General features: G+C 33.8%; 15 protein-coding genes. 9 read left to right on the forward strand and 6 right to left on the reverse strand.

Features of this window, described 5'->3' with window-relative positions; translation table 11 throughout:
- The first annotated feature begins 41 nt into the window (after window positions 1-41).
- The 3 genes from infC to cysE all read left to right on the forward strand — a co-directional run bounded on the left by infC (window position 42) and on the right by cysE (window position 2,481).
- Window positions 42-650 (forward strand): translation initiation factor IF-3, encoded by a 609-nt coding sequence (gene infC / locus AC6EIZ_RS07255; protein ID WP_498510035.1) that lies wholly within the window; start codon window positions 42-44, stop codon window positions 648-650.
- An 89-nt stretch (window positions 651-739) separates the two neighbouring features.
- Window positions 740-1,729 (forward strand): GntR family transcriptional regulator, encoded by a 990-nt coding sequence (locus tag AC6EIZ_RS07260; RefSeq protein WP_498510036.1) that lies wholly within the window; start codon window positions 740-742, stop codon window positions 1,727-1,729.
- A gap of 17 nt (window positions 1,730-1,746) precedes the next feature.
- Window positions 1,747-2,481, forward strand: coding sequence for a serine O-acetyltransferase (gene cysE, locus AC6EIZ_RS07265; protein WP_498510037.1), 735 nt, complete (start codon window positions 1,747-1,749; stop codon window positions 2,479-2,481).
- A gap of 43 nt (window positions 2,482-2,524) precedes the next feature.
- Here cysE and AC6EIZ_RS07270 read toward each other — a convergent pair whose 3' ends face one another.
- The 3 genes from AC6EIZ_RS07270 to secA are packed head-to-tail and all read right to left on the reverse strand — an operon-like array spanning window position 2,525 to window position 7,524.
- On the reverse strand, window positions 2,525-3,304 hold the full coding sequence (locus AC6EIZ_RS07270) for an ABC transporter permease (RefSeq protein ID WP_498510039.1): 780 nt from the start codon (window positions 3,302-3,304) through the stop codon (window positions 2,525-2,527).
- Window positions 3,294-4,667 carry an ABC transporter ATP-binding protein gene (locus tag AC6EIZ_RS07275; RefSeq protein WP_498510041.1) on the reverse strand — a complete coding sequence of 458 codons (1,374 nt, stop codon included), beginning with the start codon at window positions 4,665-4,667 and terminating at the stop codon, window positions 3,294-3,296. Before AC6EIZ_RS07275 ends, AC6EIZ_RS07270 begins: the two co-directional genes overlap by 11 nt.
- Before the next feature lie 22 nt (window positions 4,668-4,689).
- The gene (gene secA / locus AC6EIZ_RS07280) at window positions 4,690-7,524 is read right to left on the reverse strand and encodes a preprotein translocase subunit SecA (RefSeq protein ID WP_498510043.1); all 2,835 of its coding nucleotides are present in this window, start codon (window positions 7,522-7,524) and stop codon (window positions 4,690-4,692) included.
- A 250-nt stretch (window positions 7,525-7,774) separates the two neighbouring features.
- Between secA and gmd the strand changes: the two genes are divergently transcribed.
- From gmd to AC6EIZ_RS07305, 5 genes are all read left to right on the forward strand, one after another.
- The gene (gmd, locus tag AC6EIZ_RS07285; protein ID WP_498510044.1) at window positions 7,775-8,824 is read left to right on the forward strand and encodes a GDP-mannose 4,6-dehydratase; all 1,050 of its coding nucleotides are present in this window, start codon (window positions 7,775-7,777) and stop codon (window positions 8,822-8,824) included.
- A 228-nt stretch (window positions 8,825-9,052) separates the two neighbouring features.
- Complete coding sequence (locus AC6EIZ_RS07290) at window positions 9,053-9,235, forward strand: DUF6447 family protein (RefSeq protein WP_498510046.1); 183 nt, start codon at window positions 9,053-9,055, stop codon at window positions 9,233-9,235.
- 53 nt (window positions 9,236-9,288) lie between these two features.
- On the forward strand, window positions 9,289-10,020 hold the full coding sequence (locus AC6EIZ_RS07295; protein ID WP_498510048.1) for a peptidylprolyl isomerase: 732 nt from the start codon (window positions 9,289-9,291) through the stop codon (window positions 10,018-10,020).
- Window positions 10,021-10,024: 4 nt separating this feature from the next.
- Window positions 10,025-12,991, forward strand: a complete 2,967-nt coding sequence (locus tag AC6EIZ_RS07300) for an ABC transporter transmembrane domain-containing protein (RefSeq protein ID WP_498510049.1) — start codon at window positions 10,025-10,027, stop codon at window positions 12,989-12,991.
- Window positions 12,991-14,181, forward strand: a complete 1,191-nt coding sequence (locus AC6EIZ_RS07305) for an HlyD family secretion protein (RefSeq protein WP_498510051.1) — start codon at window positions 12,991-12,993, stop codon at window positions 14,179-14,181. The genes AC6EIZ_RS07300 and AC6EIZ_RS07305 overlap by 1 nt, the downstream gene beginning before the upstream one ends.
- 341 nt (window positions 14,182-14,522) lie before the next feature.
- Here the strand turns inward: AC6EIZ_RS07305 and AC6EIZ_RS07310 are convergent, their stop codons facing one another.
- A complete protein-coding gene (locus tag AC6EIZ_RS07310) occupies window positions 14,523-18,659 on the reverse strand; it encodes a DUF4214 domain-containing protein (protein WP_498510052.1) in 4,137 nt (1,378 codons plus the stop codon).
- Between the two features lie 459 nt (window positions 18,660-19,118).
- On the opposite strand from AC6EIZ_RS07310, the gene AC6EIZ_RS07315 reads away from it, so the two are divergent.
- Window positions 19,119-20,123, forward strand: a complete 1,005-nt coding sequence (locus AC6EIZ_RS07315) for a GDP-mannose 4,6-dehydratase (RefSeq protein ID WP_498510053.1) — start codon at window positions 19,119-19,121, stop codon at window positions 20,121-20,123.
- On the opposite strand, the gene AC6EIZ_RS07320 is transcribed toward AC6EIZ_RS07315, so the two are convergent.
- On the reverse strand, window positions 20,116-23,772 hold the full coding sequence (locus AC6EIZ_RS07320) for a glycosyltransferase (RefSeq protein ID WP_498510054.1): 3,657 nt from the start codon (window positions 23,770-23,772) through the stop codon (window positions 20,116-20,118). The genes AC6EIZ_RS07315 and AC6EIZ_RS07320 overlap by 8 nt on opposite strands.
- The gene (locus tag AC6EIZ_RS07325; RefSeq protein WP_498510056.1) at window positions 23,769-25,031 is read right to left on the reverse strand and encodes a class I SAM-dependent methyltransferase; all 1,263 of its coding nucleotides are present in this window, start codon (window positions 25,029-25,031) and stop codon (window positions 23,769-23,771) included. Before AC6EIZ_RS07325 ends, AC6EIZ_RS07320 begins: the two co-directional genes overlap by 4 nt.
- Window positions 25,032-25,109 lie beyond the last annotated feature (78 nt).

Raw genomic sequence — 25,109 nt, forward strand, 5'->3', positions numbered from 1 at the left:
AATTGGTCCAAAACGTACTTTTTCCATAAATTAATCACTGAATGCCACCACGTCCTCGTTTTGATCGTCGCGCTCCAGAAAGAGAGCTGCCCAACATAAATGAAAGAATCAGCTATTCAAGCTTAAGAGTTGTTGATTCAGATGGAACACAACTTGGTGTCATAAGCCGAGAAGAAGCTCTAGAAGTTGCTAGAGACAGAGAACTAGATCTTGTTTTAGTAAGCGAAAAAGCAACTCCTCCCGTATGTCGAATAATGAATTATGGGAAATTTAAGTTTGAGCAAGAAAAAAAGGCAAAAGAAGCGAAGAAGAAATCACATCAAACCGAAGTTAAAGAAGTAAAAATGAGATATAAAATTGATCAGCACGATTATCAAGTTCGTATTAATCAAGCGACTCGATTTTTAAAAGCTGGAGATAAAGTTAAATGCACAGTAATTTTTAGGGGTCGAGAAATTCAGCATACTGCTCTTGCTGAAACGCTCTTAATAAGAATGGCTAAGGATCTTGAAGAAAAAGCAGAAGTACAACAATCTCCTAAAAGAGAGGGAAGAAATATGATTATGTTTTTAACCCCTCGTAAAACTCCTTTATTAAAGAAAGAGACAGATAGCAATGAACCCCAAAAAGCCAAGAGAACAATAAATTAAATTATAAAAACCTTATTTAGACAAAGAATTAATTGTCACTAGTCATTCTATTAACTAATGTGGCCACATTCAAACCTGGCATATAGCGCGTGAGATTCCACATACAACAGGAAAGTGAAATCCCTGCATCAAGTCAATTATATAATCAAATTTGTTTTGCCATTGCAGCAAGGCATTACCCACCAGGTCACAGGTTGCCCAGTACTAGGCAGCTTGCCATGCAAACAGGTTTACATCGAAACACTATAAGTAAAGTGTATCGTCAACTTGAAACTGATGGAGTCGTTGAGGCTATTGCTGGCTCAGGTATCTATGTTAGAGATCAACAAAAACAAAAAGAACTAAGAAGTAGCTCTCATTCAATACGTAAAAAAGGCATCAAAGACATAGACAATGAAGTAAGGAAAAGTATCGATGAACTTTTAAATGCTGGATGCACTCTGCAACAAACTAGAGAGTTATTTACTCGTGAAATTGATTGGAGACTGAGATGTGGAGCCCGCTTGCTTGTTAGTACTCCCAGAGAAGATATTGGAGCATCCTTATTAATTGCTGAAGAATTAGCTCCTCATTTAGATGTCCCAGTAGAGGTTGTACCAATGGAGGAACTAGAGAGTGTGTTAGAAAGTTCCAGTAAAGGCACCGTAGTAACAAGCAGATATTTCTTGCAACCTTTAGAAGAATTAGCCAAGCGACATAAAGTGAGAGCAGTAGCTGTAGATCTAAGCGATTTTCAAAAAGAACTAAATATTTTAAAAAAACTGCGCTCAGGTAGTTGTGTCGGAATAGTAAGTATAAGTCCAGGAATTCTTAGGGCTGCAGAGGTTATCTTGCACAGCATGCGTGGTAATGAAATACTTTTGATGACTGCAAATCCAGATGTAGGAAGCCGACTAATTGCTTTGTTGAGAGCTGCTAGTCATGTGATTTGTGATAGCCCTAGCTTGCCTGTTATTGAACATACGTTGAGGCACAATAGATCTCAATTAATGAGAATGCCACAAATTCATTGTGCACAAAAGTATCTTAGTGACTCTACAATTGAAGAGTTGAGTAAAGAGATTGGCCTCCTCGAGTAAACATTGCATTTGAATCAATGTTTCGATCACTAAAATCAGATTTCGCGATAATAAAAGAAAGAGATCCAGCCGCAAGAGGTGTTTGGGAAATAATATTTTGCTATCCAGGATTTCAAGCCTTATCAATTCATAGGATTAGTCATAAACTATGGAAATACAAGTTTCCTCTTCTACCAAGGTTACTTAGTCACATCACTAGGTTTTTAACTGGTGTAGAAATTCACCCAGGTGCCCAAATTGGCAAAGGTGTCTTTATTGATCATGGAATGGGTGTAGTTATTGGAGAAACAAGTGAGATAGGTGATCGATGCTTGCTCTATCAAGGAGTGACTTTGGGCGGCACTGGAAAAGAAAGTGGAAAGAGACACCCAACTCTTGAAGCAAATGTTGTTGTAGGCGCAGGAGCTAAAGTTCTTGGAGGGATTTGCGTAGGAACTAATACAAGAATTGGGGCTGGTTCAGTAGTAGTAAAGAATGTGGAAGCAAATAGCACCGTTGTTGGTATACCTGGCAGGATAGTTCATCAAAGTGGCGTCAAAATAAATCCCTTAGCTCATTCTGCACTGCCAGATACAGAGGCCAACGTTCTTAGGAACCTTATGGAAAGAATTGATCAATTAGAAAGTGATATTATGGGACTTCAAGATTTATTAATTAATATTCAAACCAACAGAAAAAAAGAAGAGATAATTATTGGAGAATCACAAAGCTTAAGAGACAAAGAAATTATTGAATTCATTGGAGATGATTGATTGAGAAAATTTATTTATTCTATAAGCCTAAAATTCCATTTATTTAAAGTAAAAAAGGCAATTTTTTACTCTCGAAATTGAGTAATCTCATAGTAAAAAAAAGACCTATAAAATTGAATATCAGCAGTAGAATTGAACTCTGATAATTTATATAGCCATCAATAATACTGTCCCTAAGAGGAGATAAAATCTGGTAAATAAAGTTTAAATTTGTAATCCATTCCAAAGCTCCTAAGTTTTCTTTCCTGTAAAGTATTGGTGATATTAAAAAAACCAACTGAAGTACTATAGGAACCAACTGAGCAACATCTGTAAAGCGAACGCTAATCAAACATACTATTACAGGAAACCAATATGTAAAAATAAATAAATTCAGGAATGGTATCCATGAATAAATCAATAGATTACTTATCAATGTAAATTTAAAAAAAAGAAATACAAAAAAAACCAATATAAAAGACTGAATAAAAGTTTGCAATTGGAAAGACCATTCCTCTAAAGTATAAAAAATAGGCTTGAGATTCATATTCTTAATATTAGATGAATTATAGGCAAAAAGATTAGGTGAGTTAGAAATTGAGGAACTGATTGTATTCCAAATAACTAAACCAAACCCTAAATATATAAAATAAGACCTAAAATCTTCTACAGCAAAAACTGTCCCATAAACAATTCCTAAAGTAGCTATAGATAATAAATTTGAAAAACCTAACCAAAAGCTTCCAAGGGTAGTCCTAGCAAACCTTGCTCTTGATCTTGAAGTAGCTGTATACCACCATGCTTTCCTAGTTTTAAAAGCAAATTTAAAGTTATCAAATAACATTTTGACGATAATAGTCTTGAGTATGATAATAATTCAAAGCCTCATCTAAAGGGCCATCAAATGCAATTGACCCATGGCTAAAAACAATACCTCTATTACAAAACTGTTTTAAAAGTTCTTCAGAATGACTAGCTAAAAATAAAGTTGCAGCTGATTCCATGAATTGCTTCATTCTCTCTTCCGCTCGATCACAAAAATCCGCATCACCAGTGCCAAAACCCTCATCTATGGCTAAACAATCATGAGGACTAGAAGTTAGAATTGAAAAAATTAATCTTGCAGACATACCCTCACTATAGGTTTTTATTGGTAGAGATATATATGAACCAAGTCCTGAAAAATCTATTATTTCATCTAAAAAAGATTCGAAACCATTTAAGCTGTGATTTTTAAGTAAGTAATGAGCTTTACACGCATCAACTCCAGTAAGTTCTGAACTAGTCAAAAAAGTCTTTTGAAGCATAGGATAAACATCTACCAAGACCTTAATATTGCCACTGGTAGGCAAATAAATACCAGAAATCAGCCTTAAAAAACTACTTTTCCCAGATCCATTATGGCCAATTAAGCCTACCCTCTCACCTTTCACAATAGTCAAACTAATATTATTTAAAGCAATAATATTAGTTCTATTCCTTGATTGATCTAATGCCCCACCTGTGATATTAATGACTTTTTTTGTGAGTTTCTTGGTTAAAGATCTATTCTCTAAATGATAGATAGGAATAGACAAAGAAACATTTTCGATTTCTATCGCAATATTTGTAAGATTACCTATTGAGGCTTCAGATAATAAAGAAATAACATGTTTAACCTTATCAACAGAGACTTTCTTATAAGTAATATTATTAAGAAAATTAGATACCGTAATAAATGATTTTCCTGATCGCCAAGGTGATACAGAATCAGGTTGATACAAATCAATCAAAGCAATACTTTTGCTAATTAGTTTTGTAAATAATTCTGCAGTATGAGTCTTATTCTCCAATACTTGATAATCCTTTTTTTCTTGTTCAAAATTAATTAAGTAAGGTTTTTGCTTTGAACAAACTAAGTCACATACAATGTCTGAAATTTCATAGTCATGGCGATTAATCATCTCCATCCAATAATTTAAACCATTAAAATCTGCTTTTCTATGAAATAAGTGTAAATAAAGTTTATTAATCTTAAATTCAAAAGATTTATCATGAGCAATATATTTAGTATATTCATCTTGCCTTGAAAGTTCATCAGATATTTCCCTAAAATTGAATGATTTATTAGATCTTGAAAGCCAATAATTTATCCCTGATGGATCTCCGGGTCTTCCAAAATAGGCTATGTATAATTTTTGTAAATCATTTGAATCAACCTTAATCATATAACTAAATTCAATTCTTATTTTATATTTCTACTTTTTTTTGAGCTGGTTGAAACATAAACATAGAATAAATAACATTCCTTCTCATATTTATCATCATGTCTAAAAACATATCATAACCTTCATTTTTATATTCGATCAAAGGATCTTTTTGTCCATATCCTCTCAAGCCAACTGATTCACGAAGTGAATCCATAGATTGCAAATGCTCTCTCCAAAGAGTATCTAATTGTTGAAGTATAAAAAATCTCTCAGCTTGCCTCATGATTCCTGGATGTGTTTGTTCTACTTTAGCTTCCTTAACATCGTAAGCATTTCTTAATTGTTCTTTCAAAAAGTCCTTTAATTCATTTTTATTTAATCCAAGTACATCTTTAGGTTGAAGATCCTCTAATAAATAAATAAATTCTTTTACTTTAGATACTAAATTATTTAAATCCCATTCTTCGGGTGGCAGGTCTTCGTTAACATATGCTTCAACTATTTCTTCCATAGTTCTTTGGCCATATCCAATAACTTGAAGTTTTAATTCTCTACCATCTAATACTCTTCTTCTCTCTGAATAAACTGCTTTTCTCTGGTTATTCATTACTTCATCATACTCAAATATTTGTTTTCTTATATCGTAATAATATGTTTCCACTTTCTTTTGAGCACCTTCTAAAGATCGAGTAAGCATTCCCGACTCAATTGGCATATCTTCTTCTACGCGAAAAGCATTCATAAGGCCTGCAACTCTATCTCCGCCGAATATACGAAGGAGATTATCTTCTAGCGAGAGAAAGAATCGAGTACTACCCAAATCCCCTTGACGCCCAGCACGACCTCTTAATTGATTATCAACCCTTCTTGATTCGTGTCTTTCAGTTCCAATGACATGTAGCCCCCCAACTTCTTGAACATTAGTTGCCTCTTGGCTCAGCACCTCTTCATATTCTTTTTTTATAGTCTGTATGGCACTTCTCAAATTCTCAATATTCTTATCTTGAGTAGGTGTCTTTTCTGCAGCAGTAGCAATATAGTCATCAAGTTCTATTGAGCTTAAGCTTCTATCTCCCCATTCCTTAACTAAATTTGAGGCTAATGCAACAAGTTTTTGTTCGGTTTCATCAGTCAACGAGACAGGAAAAATATTTTGTAAAGATAGTGATTGCATCTTTTTTTTACTCTTTGATTCCTGATGATTATTTTCCTTAAATCCAACTGATTCAGAGTTTCTCTGAAGAGGAATAGGGGGTTTATGCCCTTCTTCAGGTTTTACTAAACGGGAACTAAGAATTTCTTTAATCTTCAATCTAGCCATGTAATCGCTATTACCTCCAAGAATAATGTCTGTTCCTCTTCCAGCCATATTGGTAGCAATCGTTACTGCACCTGATCGTCCTGCTTGCGCAACTATTTCAGCTTCTCTCTCAACATTTTCAGGTTTTGCATTTAATAAATTATGCTTGATTTGTTGCTCTGACAAAAGAGAACTTAGAAGCTCACTCTTCTCAACACTTGTAGTACCCACAAGAACTGGTCGTCCTTGTTTATGAATCTCACCAGTTTCCTTGGCTACCGCTCTCCATTTTGCTGATTCAGTTTTATAAACTTGATCCACCCAATCCTCTCTTGAGATTTTTCGATTAGTGGGAATAACAGTTGTCTCTAACTTGTATGTTTTTTCGAATTCAACTTCTTCCGTTTTTGCAGTACCTGTCATCCCTGAAAGTTTTGGGTAAAGAAGAAAGAAATTCTGATATGTAATTGAGGCTAAAGTTTGAGTCTCAGGTTGAATAGGTAGATTTTCTTTAGCCTCTATTGCTTGATGTTGTCCATCACTCCATCGTCTTCCTGGCATTACCCTGCCTGTGAATTCATCAACAATTACCGCTTCCTCATTGCGAACTATGTAGTTGACATCTTTAACAAAAAGCTCTTTAGCTTTTAATGCATTAGTTACGTAATGAGCCCAAGGATCTTTTGGATCAAATAAGTCTGTAACTTTTAATAGTTGTTCAGTTTTAGCGAAACCTTCATCAGTAAGGATGCAACTCCTTTGTTTCTCATCTACTTCATAATCTCCTTCTGGATCAATCCCGTCTTTACTACTATCTAATGACCTTTGTAAATTTTCTACTACTTCTGCTGCTTTTTGATATTTTTCTTGAGGCCGTTCCACCTGTCCCGAGATAATCAAAGGGGTTCGGGCTTCATCTATCAAAATGGAATCAACTTCATCGATTACACAAAATTGAAAATCTCTTTGAACAATTTCGGATTTATCAGCTGCCATATTATCTCGCAAATAATCGAAGCCCAACTCTGAATTAGTTGCATATGTAATATCACATTCGTAATTTTTTTTTCTTTCAGCTGGTGACATGGATTGCTGAACTAAACCCACACTTAAGCCAAGGAAGCGGTGGACTTGTCCCATCCATTCAGAGTCTCTTCTTGCCAAATAGTCATTAACAGTCACCACATGAACCCCTTTTCCAGTTAAGGCATTTAAATAACTTGGAAGCGTAGCGACCAAAGTCTTTCCCTCTCCAGTCTTCATTTCTGCAATTTGACCTTCATGTAAAACCATTCCACCAACAAGCTGCACATCAAAATGTCTCATTCCTAAAACCCTTAAAGAGGCTTCTCTAACAACTGCAAATGCTTCCGGCAAAATTTCCTCCATTAAAGAAATTTCTTCTTCAAGAGAAGAAATTTTTTCAAATTTTTCTCGAAAACTTATAGTTCGCCCTCTCAACTCATCATCCGAAAGAAGAGTTATGTCCTCTTCTAGGATATTTATATCTGTAACTATTGGGTTGTAACGCTTGATTTTGCGAGCATTTGGATCACCAAGTAAGTTCTTAAACATTAAAGTTGTGGGATCAATCATACCAATCAATACAATATACTCTCTTTCACTTGAATGTTGTAAAGCAATATGATTAGGACTAGGATTCAGTAAGTATTTATTAGAGTGTTATAGATTTAATGTTTCTAGAGAATTAAGCGATTTAAAAAATTACAACTTATATTTAAAAATCGACCAGGAGGAATAAATATCAATTTAGATAGTACCAATAATAATGTAAAATAAAAAGAGACACTTTAAACTTTTTTGCATGAAGACTGCACTAATAACAGGTATTACGGGACAAGACGGTAGTTATCTCGCAGAATTGTTATTAGAAAAAGGTTACACTGTCCATGGAATAGTCAGGAGAAATAGTATCTCAAATAGATCAAGGTTAAAAAATATTGAAGATAAAATTGAATTACATTACGGAGACCTAACAGATAGTCTTAACATTGTTAGAATTATAAGTGAAATAAGACCTGATGAAATTTATAATTTAGGGGCACAAAGTGATGTAGCTGTTAGTTTTGAATCTCCAGAATACACAGCACAAACAGATGCATTAGGACCACTGAGAGTCCTTGAAGCAGTTAGAGTATTAAATCTTATAGATAAAACAAAAGTTTATCAAGCCAGTACTTCTGAACTTTTTGGTCAGGTTGTAGAAAGTCCGCAAAATGAAAACACTCCTTTTTACCCTAGAAGTCCATATGGAGTGGCAAAATTATATGCGTACTGGATAACAATTAACTATAGAGAATCCTATGGAATATATGCATGCAACGGCATTTTATTTAATCATGAATCTTCAAGAAGAGGAGAATCATTTGTTACCCGAAAGATTACTAAAGGCTTAACAAGAATTGATGCCGGTTTACAAGAATGTATCGAGATGGGTAATATTGATTCTTATCGAGATTGGGGACATGCGAAGGATTATGTGGAGATGCAATGGAGAATGCTACAACAAGATCAACCTGAAGATTATTTAATAGCTACTGGGCAACAAGCTAGTGTAAGAGAATTTATAAATTTGTCTGCTAAAAAATTAAATTGGGGTGGCATACAATGGGAAGGTAAAGGGGTAAATGAAATTGGAAAAAGATTAGATACCGGAGAGATTGTAATTAGAATTAATTCCAATTATTTTCGACCTGCAGAAGTTGAAACTTTACTTGGAGATCCTAGCAAAGCATTTCTTAAGCTGTCATGGACACCAAAAGTATCATTAGACGAACTGATTGAAGAAATGATTTTCGAAGATAAGAAGCAAGCTCAAGTTGAATTATATCTAAAAGCTAGAAGCTCTAATTAAACTTATTATCGGTAATTCAAAAAATCAATACAATCTTTTTCAACTCAATTTTGGAAAAATAATAAACATATTAAAACTAAAAATAATTAGATATTTTTAAGTGTACTTAAAAATATAAAATTTATTAAACTTAAACAATCGCATACCATTTAAACTCTAGTACGGCTATCCGATCTGTACTTAATCCTTTAAATTGAATAGTTTTGTTAAGTATTTTTAATTAAACAAATGCCACAAATTACAATCGATGGAACAGAATACGATACTGATCAATTTTCTGATGAGGCCAAAGCTAATCTAGCAAGTTTACAATTTGTCAAATCTGAATTAAACAGACTTCAAGCACAAACTGCTGTTTACAAGACTTCAGAAGTAGCTTATATGAATGCATTAAAGCAGACAATTAGTTAGCTTCAAGATGTATTATTATCTTTATAATATTACATAGGGTTCGTAAATAAAAAATGGAGAGTCTTAGTTGCTTTAATAAAGCAAGCATTGATTTGCTTAATAAACATGGTTTATTGAGATCTTTAATTAGTTTAGAAATATCAGAAGATTTATTTAAGGACATTTCAGTTTCAGATGAAAAAAAGCAAGCTGTTTTTGAAGAGTTTTGCAAAAATAAGAATTTATTAAGCAAAGAATCTCTTAATCACTTTCTGAAAATAAATTTTCTGACGTTAGATAAACTCAATAATGCTTTAGTGAGCAACTTAAAAAAATCAATTTACTCATATCAAAATTTCAAAATCAAAGCTGAGAATAGATTTTTAGAAAGGAAAGAACAACTTGATTCAGTCATATATAGCTTGATAAGAGTTAGGGATAAATATAAAGCAAGAGAGATTTGGGTTCAAATCAACGAAAAAGAATCTGAATTCAGTGATATGGCGACGAAGTTTTCCGAAGGATCAGAGAAAATGAGGAAAGGTATTGTTGGTCCAGTCCCCCTAGTCCAAGCGAGCCCTAAGGTTTGTGCAACATTAAGATCTCTAGAACCTGGTGAATTAGCTCAGCCTATTACAGTAGATGGATTTTATCTAATTATTAGACTTGAAAAACACCTGCCTGCGACCTTAGACAAGTCAACAATGCGAGCCATGACGACAGAACTCTTTGAGAAGTGGTTAATGGATGAGACAGAGCGTATGCTCAATGAGATACTTACTTCGACGAAAACTCCAATCACATAAAGATATGACAAAAAAACACGATATAAATTTTAGGGAGATTGAGGGTTTCAAACAAATCAATGAAGAGTCGATTGAAAAAATAAAAGAAAATTTTGAAGTACTTCAATATGATTTCAGTCAAGTATTATCAACTTCCCAGATTATTTCTAATAAAATACTTTTTTTACTAGAAGGTGAAGCAAGATTATTAATAAACAATGATGAAAAGCTGATTACATTAGATAAATTCACAAGACCTACCCCTGTTGGTCTTATTTCTCTTCTTCGTGCTGAGGCTTGTGAGGAAGTAAGTGCAGTTTCAGAGATAACAGCTATTGCAATTCCAGATAAATTAATACTAGAAATTTATCATAATGATAAAATATTTAGAGATTGGTGTAATAAATTAATTTCTTCTATTGAAATTTATTCAGTCCTGTCTCAATGTAATATAGAATTCCTTAAATCTGGCATAAATAAAGATAGTATTTTTAGTTTAATCAAATCAAACTCTAATATAAAAACGTATATAAATAACGAATTGAGTGTTACGAGAAAAAATTATTTCAGCTTTGTAAGTAGTGCTAACTTAATAAACCTTAAGCCCGGAGAGATACTAAATAATAATCAGAAGATAGAATCGAGACCTCCAATAGATGTAAGAGTCCTTGAAGTTTCAAAAGATGTAGAATATTTAATAGAAAAACTTAGTCCTGAGAATGCAAACCTAAATCAGAATCAAAATATAGAAAAAGTAGAACCCCTAAATTCAAAAAATAATATATCAAAAGCTCCATATACTCCAGATGTAAGTGCTATCGAATTAGGAAGTTATAGTACTAATCAACCATTTAAAATCATCAAAGCAAATGGGAAATTAGAGGAAACACTAGCCTGTTTACAAATGCTATCTTCATTGATGAAGCTTCCATTCAGGAGAGATAGTATTGAGAAAGTTCTTCGAGATAGTGTTTCAAGAAATCAAAATCTATCTATTGAGTTATGTGGTTCAATTGCTTCAATACTTGGACTACATGCAACAATTGCTATTAAGGTCAATTATTCAGCAGCAACAAGACTTCAAGCACCTTGTTTAATTACATGGAAAAATAGTTTCGCAATAGTCACCAAAAGCGATTCAAGCGGCCTTGAAATAGCATCCCCTAGTAAAGGCTTAATAAGAATTAAAAAAGATAATCTTGAGAATGAATTTCCTGATGGATTTGACATTTTAATTGTAGATAGAACAAATGCAACACCCAATAAAAAGTTTGGAGTAAATTGGTTCTGGCCATCTTTAAAAAAATATAGAACAAGCCTCATACAAGTTTTAATCGCATCTTTTGTTGTTCAACTTTTTGGTTTAGCTAACCCGTTATTAATTCAAGTTATTATTGATAAAGTCATTTCTCAAAGAAGTCTAGATACTCTTCAAATTTTAGGAATTGCTCTTGTTGTTGTTACAGTAATTGGCGGTTTAATTAGCAGTCTGCGAACATTTCTATTTACTGAAACAACGAATCGCATTGATATAAGATTAAGTGCAGAAGTTATCGATCATCTTTTAAGACTGCCATTAAATTACTTTGATAAAAGAGCAGTTGGTGAATTAGGAAGCAGAGTTGCAGAATTAGAAAAAATAAGAAACTTTTTAACAGGCTCGGCTCTAACTACAATTCTTGATGCAGCTTTTTCAGTTATTTATATAATTGTAATGGTTATGTATAGCTGGCTTTTAACAATAGCGGCATTATTTGTAGTCCCTATTCAAATAGCTCTGACACTTTTAGGTGCTCCAATAATTAGAAGACAAATTAGAGAAATCGCAATAGAAAATGCTAACACTCAGAGTCATTTAGTAGAGGTATTAACAGGTGTACAAACAGTTAAAGCACAAAATGTTGAAACAGTCAGCAGATGGAAATGGCAAACTTTTTACAAAAAATATATTTCAAGATCATTTGAAAAAACAATTACAGGAACAAGTCTTAGTGAGATAAGTAATGTGATGCAACAGTTATCTCAATTAATAGTATTGTGGATCGGTGCAACATTAGTTTTAAAAGGTCAACTTACTTTAGGACAATTAATTGCGTTTAGAATAATCTCAAGTTATGTGACTCAACCGTTACTTAGGCTAAGTACTATTTGGCAAAATGTACAACAGTTAAGGGTTTCGTTTGAACGTTTATCAGATATAATTGATACTCCAGAAGAATCAAGTGAGGCAGACAAAGCTAATTTAACATTACCAACTATTGAAGGAAAAGTATCATTTAAAAACGTTTCATTTAGCTTTCCAAGAAGTAATAAACAAATACTTTCAAATATTTCTCTCGATATTAAACCCGGTACTTTTGTAGGAATTGTTGGTCAAAGTGGTAGTGGTAAAAGCACACTGATGAAACTTTTGCCAAGGTTATACCAAGCAAATTCAGGTAAAATTTCGATAGATAACTATGACATAGATAAAGTTGAACTATATTCTTTGAGACGACAAATTGGGATTGTTCCTCAAGACCCTTTACTTTTCGCAGGAAGCATTAGCGAAAATATTTCCTTAGCAGATCCAAATGCGAAAAGTGAAGATATTGTCAATGCAGCAAGGATTGCATCGGCTCATGATTTCATAATGGATTTACCTCTGGGATATAGCAGCGACGTTGGGGAGAGAGGCTCTGGACTTTCAGGAGGACAAAAGCAAAGAATAGCCATTGCAAGAACAATTATGAGTAATCCAGGAATGATTATTTTAGATGAAGCTACAAGTGCTCTTGATTATGAAACAGAGAGAAAAGTATGCGAAAATCTTAGAGAATCATCCAAAGGTAAAACAGTATTTTTTATTACACATAGGCTATCAACCATTAAGAATGCGGATCTGATAGTTATGCTTCATGATGGTGTAATAGCTGAAACTGGAACTCATACTGAGCTTATAAATAAAAAAGGGCGTTACTTTGCACTTTATCGTCAACAAGAGTCAACTTAATGAAAAAAGAGATTAACAAAAATGATGGTTCAGAAAACCAATCTAAAAAAGATAAAACTATAAAAAGCGATTTTATCAATCAAACAAAATCAGTTCTCGCATGGATTGAAAACAAATTCGACAGTCTTGGCTCAAAAAAATCAGAAGAAAAAAGAATGACGAAAGACTATAACCAAATTGATAGTTCAGAAAAGCAAACTGAAAAAGATAAAACTAAAACAACTGATTATATAAATCAAACTAAATCAGCATTGGCATGGATTGAGAAGAAAATGTCCAGTAGAAGCTCAGAGGAAACAATACTTACTCAATCTCAATACTGGACAAGGGCAATTACGTGGTCATTAATTGGTAGCACTGCTTTTGGTGTTGGATGGTTGTCGATTGCTAAAACTGAAGAAATAATAATAGCCACAGGGAAGCTAGAACCAATAAAAGGAGTAGTGGATGTTCAAATGCCAGTGCAAGGAGTCGCCAAAGAGATATTAGTGAAAGAAGGTGAAATAGTAAAAAAAGGACAATTATTAATCAGATTAGATTCAGAGATAACAAACAGCCAATTTGCATCGATTCAACAGAGATATGAATTGAGCAAAATTATCCTTGAGAGAATGGAAAAACTTGTTGAAGAAGGTGCGGTAGCAGAAATTCAATATTTAGAACAGAAAAATAAAATGATTGATTTAAAAAGTCAATTAACAGAAAGCAAAGTGATCCTTAAATACAAGAAGATTTTATCTCCAGTCGATGGAAGGGTGTTTGATCTAAAACCATGGGGTCCAGGCTATGTAGCTCAAACAAGCCAGCCAGTTCTGAAAATTGTTCCATTCGACAATTTACACGCTAAGGTTGAAATTGAAAGTAGAACTATTGGCTTTGTAAGCTTAAATAAACCAGTAGATATAAGCGTAGATTCATACCCATCCACAGACTTTGGAGTAATAAAAGGGAAGGTTGTGAAAATTAGCTCTGATGCATTAGCACCAGATCCCAGATTAAACAAAGGATATAGGTTCCTTGCAAATATAAAACTAGATCAACAAACCTTAAATGTTGAAAATGGTGAAAAACTTCCATTACAACCTGGGATGAGCGTAACAGCTAACATAAAGCTTAGGAAAGTATCTTACCTACAGCTACTTTTAGGAACATTCCAGAGCAAATCAGATTCCCTAAGAGAGATAAATTAATAGTAAAAATTAGAATAAGAAGAACAAATTTAATGCAAGAAATAATCAGTAGAAATAAAGGAATCTAAAAAAGTGACTATTCATTAAATATAAAATTAATAAAAACATATAAAGGATTAGAACATCAAAAAGCAACCATTAAAAATAGATTGAGCGTCAATTTGATAAAAATTTTCATAGATTTACTTTCTAAATGAGGAAAAAAAGAAAGGAGTATCAGGTCAATTAACGAATGAAGAATAGCTAATGAAGTTTTCCGAGTAATAGAAGAATAGTCGAATACATAAAAAAAGAACAAAAAAAAACCACCCTTGCGGGTGGTTTTTAAGGTTAATTGAGATTTAGTAGAGAACCATGTTAGATGTACTGAAGGTACCAGTAACATCTAGAAGTGCTACTAGTGTTACGTCGTCATTAGTGTCCATTATACCGTTGGTATTTCCAGCAGCATCAATGTGGTAAACACCAACCTGAGTACCTGCTGTGTTTTGGAGAGCAACAAACGATGCGTCACTGGTAGTAGCATTCACGGCACCTAGTGCTGAATAGAAACTAGTTTCAGCTGTGAAGTCATTAAGTGTAGCTCCAGTAATTAGAGCAAAACCTGGACTTGTATCTGTGTTGAGAGTTCCAGTTGCAACTGATCCAACAGCTCCAGAAGAATCAACTAGAAGAGATGATAGAACTGCAATTTGGTCCTTAGTAGCATCGAAATCAGTAACTCTTACTGCGTTAGCAAGTGTAGCTGTGAATTCAGTACCACCATCAATGTGAATGTTACCTGAGTCCTCACCAGCGATTCTAACTACGTCAACACCAGTACCAGTTGCGATGGTAAAGGTACCAGTTGAGTTACTGAAGTAAGTTTCAATAACGTCATTACCGCTTGTACCAACAATAGATGTTGAAAGCATTCCGGTAGAAACAACTGCACCCAAGTCAAGGGTACCTGCTGATTCCATGTTGATGGTTACGGTAGCATTAGTGTTTCCAGCTAAGGCATTTAAACCAGTTCCCCAGAAACCACTATCAGTTGTCAGGTCAACTCCAGCTGATAAAGCTAGATCGTCGAAATCAGCAGCTGAAAGAGTGACTTGAGAAAGGTCGACGTCTTCAGTAATGATGATGTCAGTAGTGGTGTCAGCAGCAATAGTCACTGCTGTAGAACCTAAACTAGCCGCGTCAAGTGTGAGTGTACCTGCACCTTGTTGTGTGATATCAATAAAGTCGAAACCACTAATTGTTGTATTTGCAAAAGTTAGAGCCCCGTCTCCAGCAGCCTCATCATGAATGACTAGATTTGAGGTTCCTGAACCAGTAATAGTACTGAAATGAGTAGCAGCACCTATGTCATCTTCGTCAATAGTCAGTGTTGAATCAGCACCAGCAATAGTAACTGTATCGATGTTTGTAAACCCGATAGCACTAATGTCGTCAGAACCATTCCAAGCGATGCTAGTTGTGATATCTGCTGTCGCTTCACCAGTTACTACTGTGAAACCAGTAAAGTCAGCGGCATCAACAGTCAAGGTCTTAGCTAAGTTATCCGATGTATTTAAATCAAGAGTAGAGGAGGCTGTAGTAGTAAGTGCGATTGAGGAGAAGTCATAAGTACCTCCTGCAAGCTCAATGGTATCTGCAGTACCTGCGTCTAGATCTAAAGTAGTAACGTCAGTAAGGTTGTCTGTATCAAACTCGATACGTTTTGTTGTACCAGCAGCAGCAATTATGGTCTCAATTTTACGGAGAGTAATAGGCTTGAAGTCAATAGCTGCATCGTCAAGAGTCAATGACTGAGTAGTACCCGATACACCAGTAATGCTACTGGTCTCAGTTGCTGACATATCTGCAGCGGCCATTGTAATGCCTGAGATATTGCCACCAATTGTCATTGTCTCAATGTCGCTGAATGTAATTCCAGCGAAACTGAATGTTGAGCTAGGTGAAGCAGCTGTGACATTAATTGTGTCATCACCACCCTTACCATCAACTGTTGAACCAGCTAGGTGAGCAACTGTAGTTACAAGAGTGTCAGCTTCGTTTGTTAGAGCTTTGCCTTCAGTGAAGTGAGTCTTAGTTGCTGTATTGAAAGCTGCTTGCTTTGAAGTAGCTGTAACAGCAGAACCAAGTGCTAAGTCAGTAGCAGCAATAGAGGTAACACCTTCAAGCTTAATCTGGAAATCATCTGTACCTTCAAGAAGTGAATCGTTATCAATGTCTACCCAGAGAGTGTTAGTTGCAGAGTTAAATACGACAACTTTTGTTCCATCTAGTTTTCCTTGAGCTTCAGCGAACGAAGCTGCTACTCCACCGAACTGAGAACTGGAAATAACATTTTCACTAGCCAATCCAGTTAAATCGATGTCATCAGAACCGCTTACAAAACCTTTAACAGTATCTTTATCAGTATCTGACTGCGCTTTAGCTGTGTAAACAATAGTGTCGTCACCACCTTGAGAAAGGTCAATAGTGTCAGCACCAGTTGCAGTTGCAAAAGTCAGCGTGTCATTAGCAGAACCTAGAGTAATTGTGGCTCCGCCTTTAGCAAAGTCTGTACCGGAGATAGATAATGTATCTGTAGCAGCGCTAGCGTCAAGAGTTGCAAGAACTGCTGTTGATGGATCTGTTGTAGCAGTAAGTGTGATTGCTGAATCTCCACTTAATACAAGACTTGTTGCGTCAGTAGCAACCAATGTTGCGATGGTGAAAGTACCAGTTGCGTCTGTCGTGTCATCGTCGACTGAGATGGTAAGAGTTTCAGCATCAGCAGCATTAAGTGTTGCAATTCCTTCACCAGCTCCAACAGCATCAATAGCAACAGTAACTGCATCACTTGATCCGTCAGTCTTCAAGTCAACAACTAAAGAACCATCAGCAGCTACAAGGTTTGCCGCGTCAACTTCAACCGTTATGCCTGAAACAGCATCATCAACAGTAGCTGTACCGTTTGCAGTAATACCAGCGTCGTATACAACTCTAGTAATACCGGAGAAATTATCCATATCGATAGTTCCTGTACCTGAATCAGAAACTGTTAAATTCTCAACGCCAGATAAAGTTCCGTTGATAGCTCCTGAAGCAACTGCCTGAGTCAATTTGATTGAGTCAGTTCCGTCTCCTCCAGTGAAGCTATCACTAGCTTCAAAACCATCAGTGAAGTCTGCTGTGTCATTACCAGATCCACCAGTAACAACTACATCCTTAGCTGTTCCATCAGAATCAACTACAATTGAAAGATTTCCAGTGAATGCAGAAGCACCGATTGTAGTTACACCAGCAAGTGCTCCAGAAATAGTTAGGTTTTTATCACCAGTAACATTAAGGGTGGTTAATCCACCAGCAATTGTTGTGATTTCACTTGCAGCGCCTGAGGAATTGACGTTAACAGTCTCAACTCCTGCACCTGCGGTATTACCAAGAGTAATAGTACCAATGGAACCACCAGCGGTAGTTACGTTTCCATCGAGGTTAAGGGTTATAGCGTCTGCTGAACCGGTTAGAAGATCACTATTGAACTTAATTTGAGTATCGCCAGCCTGAACATCTTTCAATTCAACAGTTGTTAAAGCTTTCAGTCCGTCTACAGTTACGTCAGTAGTAGAAAGAGTGTTTATAACTGTGCTTACATCTGTAGATCCAGTAGCAGTGAAAGTAGTACCTCCAGTTGCATCTGATTGAATTTTGAGAGTCTCAACTGATGAGGTTGTAAAACCATTCTCTGTTACCGCAGAAGTACCAGTAGCTGTATATCTAAGAATATCTGTACCAGAACCACCAGTAAGTGAATCACCAGTTGTCAATGTAGCGTTACTTCCTACGAAAGTATCGTTGTAAGCACCACCAGAAACTGAGTCAACTTTGTCAGTTAGAGTTACAGTTGTTCCAGTTGTTGTGGTACTTGCAGAAGTCATATTAGAGACTGCTGTATCAACGCCTGCGTCTGTTGCTTCAGTCGAAGTTATAGTTGCAAGCCATGTTTTTGCAGAATCAAAAGCTGCACCAGCTTTAAAGTCCGCTCCAGTTGTCTCAGGCTGATAAGCAAGAATTGCAGCAGTATCAGCTTTAACATCAGCTGTGAAAGCCTTAGCTGCAGCAACCTTATTAGTGAGAGCTAGTGCATCAGCAGCACCTTGAGTTGTGTTAGCGGATGATGGATTATTAGCTGACCAAATCAAATCAAGAGCAAGGCTTGAAAGAGATTTTCTTCCAGCCTCAACTTCACCAGTCCAATAGAGTAATCCTTCAGCATCTGCTGTCCGACCAAAAAGATTTGTATATAAGGAATTTACTTGATCTTCTGTCGACTTTGAAGCAATAGTTGTGTTCTTATATTCGTCCTGAGCGTAAATTTTTTCAGCAAATTCAGTTTCAGTAAGGCCACTTTCTAGCCAGAAAGTAATTCCTGATGGATCTCCAGGCCTTCCAAAGTAAGCGATGTACTGTTGTTGAAGCTGGGTAGTAGTTAGTGTTGTTGACATCGAGTGTAAAAGAGTCAGAGCTTTTAGATAGGGGACTCCGCAATTGCGGTGCGGGTGCCGAGAACCCTGTCTTTGGGTCTGGCATTTATGCAAATAGTTATTGCATGAAGCAATTACCTATTGCAGTAGGCCGGCTAAATATACACGCAGAAAGGATCAAGTAAATAGGAACTCGTATTATCAGTAGTGATTTCAACACAAGTAATTAAGTAGTAACCGACCACAGAGAACTTAATCTTTAAAGCATTAAAAAATCTATAAATCATGTTGTAGCAAGAACTCTAAGGATATTTGAAATTGTTAAGTTTGACAAAATGATTCCGCTTATTACCTAATAATTTCCATAAAAAAAGGATACACTAATTCAACTGTCACATGGAATTTGTTCAATTCTCACAGTGGTTTTCGATTTTTTTTTGATCTTTGTGTTTTTCTGATTCAATGAGATAAGAATAATTAGTGAAATCAATTCGCCATTCAGAATTATTAATTATGGGACCCAAAGCACTTGTCATTGGATGCTCGGGACAGGATGGTTCGTATTTGTGCAAGCTTTTACTTGCTCATGGTGAGAAAGTTGTAGGCACATCAAGAAGTAACAAATGTACTTTCAAGAACCATCTTTTGCTTGGGATCAATGACAAGTTTCCCATTAAAAGTATAAATCTTTTTGATTTAAGTGAATTAAAAAAACTTTTAATTCAAGAAAACCCGAGTCATATTTATAATTTTTCAGCACAATCATCCGTAGGCAATTCATTTAGCAATCCAATCGAAACGCAAAAAAGCATTTCACTAGTAACAATTAATTTATTAGAAGCATGTAGACAAATTTCTTTTAAAGGAAATATTTTTTTCGCAGGAAGTAGTGAGGTATATGGTAATACAAACATTGCTGCCAAAGTCGAATTCCCATTCGACCCGCAAAATCCTTATGCTATAGCCAAAGTAGAGAGTATGTATCTAGTCAAATTATATAGAGAAATATATAACTTAAACGTTGCAACCGGAGTACTATTTCCACATGAATCACCACTCAGAAATGAAAATTTTATAATTCATAAAATCATCGCAGGAGCGGTTAAATGCTCAAGAGATAAATCGCATAAAATAACTATTGGCAATATTGATATAGAAAGAGATTGGGGTTGGGCTGAAGAATATATAGAAGGAATATACAAAATGAATAACCTTACAAGCTTTAAAGACCAAATTATATGCACAGGTGAATCGACAAAGTTAGAAGAATTCATCAAAATAACTTTCAATAAATTAAATTTGAACTGGAAGGAGCATATTAATATAGATAAAACTCTATTTAGGAGTAAAGATATCAATAAAAGTATTGGTGATCCTTCTCAAATGTTTTTAGATAGCAATTGGAAAACAACTATAAGAATTGATGAGATAATTCAAAGACTACTGAATAGTAAAATAAACAAATCTTCTACTAAATTCAATTAATTTCCAAGCTCTTAATCATGTTTAATAGTCTTTGACTAACTTTAGAAAAACTTCTATTATTAATAAGATCAATTTTTTTGGACATCACATCGTCGTAATAATTTGAAGACATATTTGCTGCTTCGATAACATTCAAAATTCCTTCCGCTATATCATTAGGTGAAAAGCCTTTAAGCTTATGAACCAAATCAGTGACATCATCAAATATTGGTAAAGGTGTTACTAAAACAGGTCTTAGAGTTGAAAGACCATATCTAACTGCAGCACTAGAGGATTCATTAGAGAACTGATAGGGGAATATTAAATAATCATTTTGACTTAAAAGGCTTAATGATTGATGATCAGTCATATAATTCGGATTTATCGTGACAAATTCTGATAAGTTTAAAGTTTTAACTAATTCTGTTAACTCATCAAAACTGTATTGATAGTTTGAATTGTAAATCGCAGAATATATACTTAAATTGATATTTAAACCCTTTTTGATAAGCAAATTTGTTGCCAATATTAATTCTTTGAATCCTTTGTTCGGCAGACAAAAGCCATAAGATGCAATATTCACAGCTCTAGGAGTGGAAGAAGATATATCTATTGATTTTATTTTTGAATCCTGATTATTATTAGTTACAAGGGGATGAGGAAACAAGCATACATTATCTATCAAACCAATTTTCTTAAGTCGATTTAAATCATTTATAGTATGTACTATTAGTCTCTTACATTTACTAAAAGAATCAAATAATAGGGAAAGTTTTTTCGAATCATTGTCCTCTGGATCAACTGTAGAATGAAGAATAATGAATATATTAATATCTTTTTTTTGGATTATATTTATAAAATTAGATAGACATTCAAAATCAAAAAGACCATAATTAAACTGAATGATTAAGGAGGTTATATTGGCACTAAAGACTCTTTCTGAGAGTTCTAAAAGATTATCTTGGCTATCCCAAGAAGGAAAAACTTTTTCTCCCTTAATGGGAGACAACTCTTCATTATAAGGAGTAAAAAATAAAGCGTCATCCTTTATAAATTCAAATAAATTCTTAGAATATGAAGCGATTCCACATTTTGAATTCCATGTAGTAATACAACCTAACTGAGTTTTATTATTAGTAAATACAGAAAGTTCGTTGTTAACGAAATTAAAATTACTTTTAGCAACTGCATCCCACGTAAGATTATTAATTTGCTCTTTGGCCTTAAGAGTCTTCTTTTCTAAAAATATAGAATTAGCATCATAAACTTGACGGATTAAAAGGCTTAAATGATCTACTGAAGGTTCAGCCCAATATGAATTATCTAATTTGAAATGAGATTCAGATGGAACAAAATCATAGTCAATTAACCAACTATTTTCATCATTACAAAAATCTAACTGCCCACCCCAATTAGTAGTTACTACTGGAACACCTAACTTCATAGCTTCACCAATTGGAAGTCCAAAACCTTCTCCTCTGCTAGGAGCTACTAACATATCTATTTTTAAAAAGAGTTCTTTAATTTCATGATCGCTTAAATCTTTTTTAATTAATACAACATGAGGAAATAAAGGATTAGAAGAAATTAATTTTTCAATTTGCTCATCTACATTGTTATGAGGATTATCAAAAGTTTTAATAATTAAAGTAATATCATCTTTGCTTGAAAAGGAATTCTCATATGCCTTAAGTAAGATATCAATGCCCTTCCTAGGGAAACAAGAAGATATATGTAGTATCTTATATTTCTTTACGTCCAAATCATCTAAAGTAAATCCTCCATAAAAATCTTCAGATTTTATGTTATCTAAGTGATCTAAACCCAAGCCAGATACTTTAATAGGAATACATACACCATTGTCAATGAGTATTTTTTTTACCTGTGAAGACATAACTGTTATTCCCTGTAAATAACTATTAAAATCATCTACCCAATTGGAAGGAAATTCTGATTCCTCCCATCCATAAGAATGAAGCAAATTAAATTTTGAACACAAGTCATTAACTCTAGGTGGATACAAATTCCGGCTAACTACATCGGTCATTACATTTAAGTTAAGAGAATTTTTATATAATGAAAAGATATCGGCATATTTGCTCAAAAAAGAAATATTAGGCTCATAGTCACCAGGTCCTTCTGTTATATGTATTGAAAGATTATCTATTGATTTACGCATTGAATTGATAAAACATCTATTTAAAATGGCTAAACTGTATGAAGAATCAATGGGACCTTCAATTTTCCAAGATAGTTTAGTATCTTTAGTTGAGATTTTTCTAGCAAAAAAATCTATTTCCTTAGTATTTTTATCAATAGAAGCAGCTACCTGAGCATGGAAATCCTGATCACTGATTTTTTTAAACAACCTAAACTTATTAAGCTTATGTATTAGTAAATTGAGCTGTTGAGTATTCTTTATAGAAATAGTTTTCCAATCTAATGACTTTGATTTAGGTTTACTTGAATCAATAATAATTTTACACGCATTAACCGCAGCCTTGGCTGTACTCTTCCAAGAAAACTTTTCACTTTGTTTAATTGAATTTGCTTTGAGAGAGTAATTAAAATTTTTATCTACAAGAGCCCTTATGATTAAATTCTTAATTTGGTCTATATCTTGTGGGTCAAACATTGCAGATTCAAGTCCTAAAACTTCAGGAATGCTTGTCGTATTTGAACCTATAACTGGAGCCCCACAAGACATAGCCTCTAAAACAGGCAAACCAAAACCTTCATGTAAAGAAGGAAAGACAAATAAAGAGCATTTTCTAAAAAGTGCTACTAAATCAAAATCAGTTACATAACCTATATGTACAATCTTATCTGAATCAATATTAAATAATTTTATCCAAGAATTTAGAAGTTCATGCTCAGCCTTTAATAATTTACCAACAAGAACTAATTTATATGCATGAAGTTCAGATGGAAGCAAGCTATAAGCCTCTAAAAGGCTTTTAACATTTTTTCGGGGATCATTAGCACCAGTATATAAAATAAAAGGAGTATAATCCTTAATATTAATCAAATTAGAAGTCTCTATCTTCGTGAACTTATTAAAAGTCTTTTTATCGCATGCAGATGAAATATTGAATATCTTATTGTGATTAAAACGTAAATATTTTTTTGCCTCTTTTAAAGCTGAATTTGAAATAGCTAATAAGCCATCAAGATTTTTAATCTTTCTAATTTTAGATCTATAATACTTTTCAAAATCTGGATTATTAGTTAAATATAGGTGTGGATTAATTAAAGGTATTAAATCATAGAAAATTGCTACTGTTGGTACATCTAAAATATCATAATCAAAATCAACACAGCAATTGTCAGAAAAGCCCTCGAAAAAACTTGTAATTAGAATAATATCAACCTGAAGACAATTGAATACATATGATCTTAAATATGTAGCAAGTTTAGTTTTTATTTTGTCCATAGAAACATAGTCATATGGAGCGGGTGAATACCATTGCAGATAAGTAACATTGTCATTTTCAATATAATTTTTCAAATCTAATCTCATGTCAAATAAAGAGGAGTTAGCAACAAGAACTATTTCATCTTCTGGATGTTGCTTAATAATATTTTTAATAACCTCTAGAGAATATCTACCAATCCCACGGGACCGACTACCTTCACTTTGAACACCTTGAAGATCTATAGCAATTCTCATTTATTTCTTCCTAATAATCTTTTTCTATATTCCTTAGACTTTGGTGAGCGGTCAAAATGCAATGATAATCTTTGATTAAATCTAGTAAGATTATCATCAAGTTTAGTTATCTTATTTGCTTTATTGAGAATATGAGTAGCATTAATAGTTATGGGATTACCTAATAACCTATTCAAAATAAAATTTATTATTGATAAGACTTTTTTTGAGGTGAGTAAATTACGTGTTAGTTTATACTTAACTAATATCCTAAAAATCTTATTACATAAAAGAAGAATCAATCTTCTAATTAATTTTAAAACAAGAACAATTGGTCTAATGATTAATCTGAAAAAGCCAGCTATATAAATAATATATTTTAATCGAGCTTTTAATAATCTAATTTCTTCTTTAGATAAAGTTACTTCTTCATTAAGGAAATAAATCTTATCTTCAAGCTCTTGTTTATCCCGTTTTATTTTTTCATTATAATCTTTCCTGTATGTCTCATATTTATTGATTAAAGTTTCAAGCATGAGATCATAATCTTTGGCAGCTTTAAATGTATTGACACCAATATTTAAGCTTGATTGCCATTGTGTATTATCAGAAAATATAAAATCAAATTTTTCTTGTTTTTTAGTAGCAATAATACATAGATCCTGAGCAACTCCATTCAGTATTCTTGTTATTTTTAATGGACTAGCATTTTCTAAAGGGCCACCATTTAAATATAAATATTGGGCATTAGTAAAACCTGCTTTTTCTAAAAGAAAGCAAATCCCATCTGGATTAATTGGATTAATATGTGTAGGATCAACATAAAAAGTTTTTGATGAGACTATTAAATTATCAATACTTGGGGTCTCCATAATAAGAAATCCATCGTCACTCAAAACCCTTTGGCAATGATTAATTAATTCAACTAACTTTTTATACTCAAGATGCTCAATCATATGAAATATAGTTATAACAGAAACGGATCCATCTGAGAAATTAGATAATTTTTCAATTGCATCCCCGTTTATCACATTCAAACCGTTATCTTTACAAATTTTTATCATTGACAAGTCAGATTCTATTCCAACGCAGTTGTTAAATTTTTCACTACATTTCTGAAGCCACTCTCCTCTTCCACAACCAATATCTAGAAGACTAGCTAATGGATCATGTTGTAGAATTAAATCAATCAAAGAATCATAAGTTACAAATTTTTCCAAAATCTTTTCACGCTCTCCTCTAAATTTATTTTCAAATTCAAGGTAATAGTTAGATTCCATGATCATTATATTTAGACATGAGATAAGTTAGTATTTATCAAATCAGATTAAAGATTAATAGATAATAAATAGAATGAC

The organism is Prochlorococcus sp. G4PB16 (assembly GCF_059772465.1).

Bases quoted from the DNA above. Each gene is read 5' to 3' on its own strand.
- infC (WP_498510035.1), top strand. From the start codon at position 42: ATGCCACCACGTCCTCGTTTTGATCGTCGCGCTCCAGAAAGAGAGCTG.
- cysE (WP_498510037.1), top strand. From the start codon at position 1,747: ATGTTTCGATCACTAAAATCAGATTTCGCGATAATAAAAGAAAGAGAT.
- AC6EIZ_RS07270 (WP_498510039.1), bottom strand. From the start codon at position 3,304: ATGTTATTTGATAACTTTAAATTTGCTTTTAAAACTAGGAAAGCATGG.
- AC6EIZ_RS07275 (WP_498510041.1), bottom strand. From the start codon at position 4,667: ATGATTAAGGTTGATTCAAATGATTTACAAAAATTATACATAGCCTAT.
- secA (WP_498510043.1), bottom strand. From the start codon at position 7,524: ATGTTTAAGAACTTACTTGGTGATCCAAATGCTCGCAAAATCAAGCGT.
- gmd (WP_498510044.1), top strand. From the start codon at position 7,775: ATGAAGACTGCACTAATAACAGGTATTACGGGACAAGACGGTAGTTAT.
- AC6EIZ_RS07290 (WP_498510046.1), top strand. From the start codon at position 9,053: ATGCCACAAATTACAATCGATGGAACAGAATACGATACTGATCAATTT.
- AC6EIZ_RS07295 (WP_498510048.1), top strand. From the start codon at position 9,289: ATGGAGAGTCTTAGTTGCTTTAATAAAGCAAGCATTGATTTGCTTAAT.
- AC6EIZ_RS07300 (WP_498510049.1), top strand. From the start codon at position 10,025: ATGACAAAAAAACACGATATAAATTTTAGGGAGATTGAGGGTTTCAAA.
- AC6EIZ_RS07305 (WP_498510051.1), top strand. From the start codon at position 12,991: ATGAAAAAAGAGATTAACAAAAATGATGGTTCAGAAAACCAATCTAAA.
- AC6EIZ_RS07310 (WP_498510052.1), bottom strand. From the start codon at position 18,659: ATGTCAACAACACTAACTACTACCCAGCTTCAACAACAGTACATCGCT.
- AC6EIZ_RS07320 (WP_498510054.1), bottom strand. From the start codon at position 23,772: ATGAGAATTGCTATAGATCTTCAAGGTGTTCAAAGTGAAGGTAGTCGG.
- AC6EIZ_RS07325 (WP_498510056.1), bottom strand. From the start codon at position 25,031: ATGGAATCTAACTATTACCTTGAATTTGAAAATAAATTTAGAGGAGAG.